General features: G+C 32.3%; 2 protein-coding genes. Both read right to left on the bottom strand.

The genetic code is table 11. From position 1 onward, the window contains the following. Nucleotides 1-1387 precede the first annotated feature (1387 nt). Nucleotides 1388-3703: a glycine--tRNA ligase subunit beta gene (glyS, locus tag ACQCX0_RS00115; RefSeq protein WP_462561998.1), complete on the bottom strand. Its 2316-nt coding sequence runs from the start codon at nt 3701-3703 to the stop codon at nt 1388-1390. Next, entirely contained in the window at nt 3700-4608 is a 909-nt protein-coding gene (locus ACQCX0_RS00120; RefSeq protein WP_462561999.1) for a glycine--tRNA ligase subunit alpha, read from the bottom strand. Before ACQCX0_RS00120 ends, glyS begins: the two co-directional genes overlap by 4 nt. Nucleotides 4609-4656: the final 48 nt, after the last annotated feature.

Here is a 4656-nt window from a genome sequence, read left to right on the forward strand (position 1 = left end):
CGACCACCGAGATCTACACTCTTTCCCTACACGACGCTCTTCCGATCTCTGAGGTTAATTGTAATTTAGGGATTTTAAGCAAAGAAAAAGCTGATATTATTATTGAGGTTTGTGAGGAAATTATTAATAATGAATTAAGTACTGAATTTCCTTTATCTGTTTGGCAAACCGGCTCCGGTACACAAACCAACATGAATATTAATGAGGTGATTAGTAATAAAGCCATTGAGAAATTAGGTGGAAAATTAGGCAGTAAGAATCCGATTCATCCTAATGATGATGTTAATAAAGGACAATCTTCAAATGACGTCTTCCCCACTGCTATGAATATAGCAACAATTTTACTAACTCAGAGAAAGCTTTTACCGGCACTAGATAAATTATCTCTAACCTTATCTAAGAAAATTACCGAGTTCAAAGACATCATAAAAATTGGAAGAACTCATATGCAAGATGCTACCCCTTTAACATTATCCCAAGAATTTTCAGCTTATCAGGCACAAATATTACAAACTCGTAATTATATTGAGGATTCCTTAAAGCATATATATTTCTTAGCACAGGGGGCAACTGCTGTGGGTACCGGAATTAATACCGACCCTAAATTTGCACTTACTTTTGCAAACTCCGTTGCTCAGTATACAAAACTTCCCTTTAAAAGTGCTAATAATAAGTTCTCAGCTATTGCTAGTCATGATGATTTAGTAAATTTCTCAGGTTCTCTAAATGTTTTAGCTACGGCTTTAAATAAAATTGCTAATGATCTCAGGCTGTTATCTTGTGGTCCTAGAGCTGGGATTTATGAATTGATAATTCCTGAAAATGAACCAGGTTCTTCTATTATGCCCGGAAAAACTAATCCTACTCAAATAGAGGCTTTAACTATGGTTTGTTGCCAAGTTATGGGCTATCATTTTGCTATAACTTTAGGCGGTATGAACGGACATTTAGAATTAAATGTTTATAAACCGCTAATTATCTTTAATCTTCTAAATTCAATCCAATTATTATCAGATGCGATTAATAGTTTTGTAGAGCATTGCTTAAACGATATTAAGCCTAATCATAAAAAAATTCAAACTCTAATGGAGCAATCTTTAATGTTAGTAACCGTATTAAATAAACATATAGGGTATGATAAAGCTGCTCAAATTGCTAAATACGCCCATAAGAATCATACTACCTTAAAAGAAGCTAGTCTTACTTTGGGGTTGGTGAGTGCTGAGGATTTTGATAAATGGGTTAATCCTAAAGAGATGGTTTAATAATAAACTCCTTCTTTTTGGTAGATTCTGTATTTTTTCAGATCCTTTGCGTACCGTGCAAAGCACTCTACCTTCATTAAACTGTTCTGCAATTCCTTTTGAATCGCTTTGTAATTAGTTCTTTAATCGCTATTTATAATCTCAAAATATGCAATTTTTTGTATTGCTACTAAAATATTATTTAATAATCTTAGGCGATTATTTTTAAGATTTTTATCCTCAGCATTTACCATAACGCTATCTAACATAGTATTAATATCTGCTACTATACGTAGCAATAAGTTTATTGCTACTGCGTAATTATATTCAGCAACCGCAGTATTTAGTTTTAAAGTAAGATTGTTAAAGTTTTGAAATAACTTCTGTTCGGCTTCCTCTACTAATAAATTTTTAGCAATCGTGGTAGAACTAATAATATTATGCTTAATAAGGTTTGCCAAACGTTTATAAGTTCCAATAAAACTTATACTTTCCTTAGTTTTAATAAATTCCTCAAGAAAAAGAATCTTTTTATTAATTTCTAAAATATTAAGCTCAAATTTACTATTACAAACGGCTGTAACCACAAATTGATTATGCCCTAATCCCTTTAAATAAACTTGTAGTCTCTCTAGAAAAAATTCTTTTAGCTCTTGAGTTATAAACTTATCTAATACCAAATTAAGCTCATAAGCAATACAAATACGAATAATTCCCAAAGCTGTTCTTCTTAGAGCAAACGGATCCCCCTTATTGGTAGGTTTTTTATTAATTGAGAAGAAACTAATTAGGGTATCTAATTTATCTGAAACTGCTAGTTTTGCCCCTAAAAGATTACTTGGTAAATCATCTTCACTCCCTAAGGGTTTATAATGCTCTTTGACAGCTGTTGCTATTGCTATTGTTGCCTTTGCTATCTTTATCTCGCTCTTAGGCTGTATTTCTGTAGAAAATTGCAGTAATTCTTGGGGTAAGAGTTCTTGGTGTGGCAATTTGCCGTGGGGTTGTTTTTGAAGCATAGCTGTTTGGGGAAAACTTACTAATGAAGCTATCTCTACATCTTGAACTTTGTTCTCTTGTAGAGCATCTACGTGCAGATTTTTTTCCGTTAAAAGTACTTCATCTAAAAAATAGTAATATCCAATAATTCCTTGCAGTTCCGGAATTTCACCGACTAAAGCAGTACTTAAATCAGCTTTATATAAGTTACCAAGTAGCTCTATGGTTTCTTGAGTAAGTATTTGTTCGTGATGGGCTTGTTTGGGACGTGCGGATTTAGAATGAGTTTGTGCAGTAGAAAGACTTCTAATCTTGGTAACTCTTGTTTTAAACAGCTCTCTTAAAAGCAATTTTACTCGCTCTTTTTTATCAAACAAAGAACCCAAGCCTTCAAAGAAATTAATTTTTTTAAGAGCCTCAACTTTACTACTTAGAGGTTTTTTAAGGTCTTGCTTATAAAAAAATAAACCGTCTTCTAGCCTAGCTTTTAAAACTTTTAAATTCCCTGAAATTATATTCTGAGAAATCATATTCTGATTACTCTTAGCGGTAGCAACATTAGTAATAATATTAGTTACAATGGCAAAATACGGGGATAAGCTACCGTCTTTTTTAATAAAATTTAGATATCTTTGATTGCTAGCCATAATGTTTATTAAAAGCTCTTTGGGTAGCTCCATATATTTTTGCTCTATTTTTGCAAGCAAAACCACAGGGTATTCAGCTAAGTATGCTATTTCATCTAATATCTTATGATTATTCAAAAAAGTTATCCTCTGCTCAGTTGCAATTTTTTCCGTCCCAGCAACAATACTATTTCTGCGGGTAGAAAAATCCAGAATTACATAATTTTCTGCTAATAATTTAAAATAATCATCAGGATTATTGATAGTTAGAATTTTATTAGCTAAGAATCTGTGTCCCTTAGTGGTATTATTACTAATTAATTCTGCAAAATTTAAAGGAATTACTTCGGAATTAAATAAAGCTAGAATATTTCTAATAGGCCTCCCCCAGGCAATTTTACTGCTATTCCAAAACATAGACTTCTTAAAATTAAGTTTACACAAAAGTTCATTCTGTATAATCTTAGGTAATAATTCTATTAATTTACCACCTTTTTTTACAATATTAGCAAAATAAAAAATACCCTTAGGCGTATCTTTTATAAGTAAATCATTTAGGCTCACTTGAGAATTTTTCATAAATCCCTCTATTGCTACCTTAGGGGCATTTACTGCAGGACCTTTTCTTACTTCGGTTGTATCAATTATTTGTGAAGGCAGACCTTCTAGATAAAGGGTTAATCTTTGGGAGGAGGAAAACACTGCTAATTTAGTAAAAGGAATATCTGCTTGAGAAAAATAGTTAGTAGCAAGTTTAGCTAAATCTGTTTGTGCCTGTTTTTGCAAACTATAAGGAACTTCTTCGGTATAAATTTCTAATAATAATTTATTCATGATTGTTTTTCTTCTTTAATTTGCTCTTCTTTAATTTGTACTTCCTTAAAGTTTTCTAAATATAAAAGACAACACAATTTTACCATTTCTCTGATTTTTTCAATGTAAAGAGTTCGCTCATTTACCCCTAAACTACCTCCGGCATCTAAAACATTAAAATAATTACCTGCCTTAATTGCAAAATGATAAGCCGGATAAGGTAATTTCTGCTCTAATAATATTTTGCACTGTTTCTGAGAAATTTCAAATTCTTGTAATAAAAATGCGGTATCAGCATGCTCAAAATTATAGGCTGAAAATTCTTTTTCCGACTGTAAGTAAATATCACCGTAGGAAACTTTCATTGCTTTATTATAAGGTAAGTCATACACATTATCGCATTCTAAAATATACATAGCAAGCCTCTCTAAACCATAGGTAATTTCTATGGGAATTTCATTGCAGGCAATGCCTCCTACGGTTTGAAAATAAGTAAATTGTGTGATTTCCATTCCGTCACACCAAACTTCATACCCCAAACCGCTGGCTCCTAAAGTCGGGCTTTCCCAGTCATCTTCTACAAATCTAATATCATGCTCTTGAGAATTTATTCCTAATACAGCTAAACTTTCTAAATAAATCTCTTGAATGTTCTTAGGGGCCGGTTTAATCAGAACCTGAAACTGATAATAATGTTGTAAGCGGTTAGGACTTTCTCCATATCTACCATCTACTGGTCTACGGCAGGGTTGCACATAGGCACAACTCCAGGGTTTTGAGTCTAAGGATTTTATTATGGTTTGAGGATGAAAGGTTCCCGCCCCCATTTCCAAATCATAAGCCATTAGATATGTGCAACCTTGTTTGGTCCAATATTCTTGTAATTTTAAGATTATTTCGTAAAAATCTTGTGGCTTCTTGCTAATTAACACTTATACATCCTTAATTAGTATTTGTTAAAAAATTCTTTTTAT

Source organism: Candidatus Hepatincolaceae symbiont of Strigamia maritima (genome assembly GCF_055505085.1).

What these genes read in the sequence shown, in the direction of transcription:
- glyS (WP_462561998.1), bottom strand. Translation starts at nt 3,703, where the DNA reads ATGAATAAATTATTATTAGAAATTTATACCGAAGAAGTTCCTTATAGT.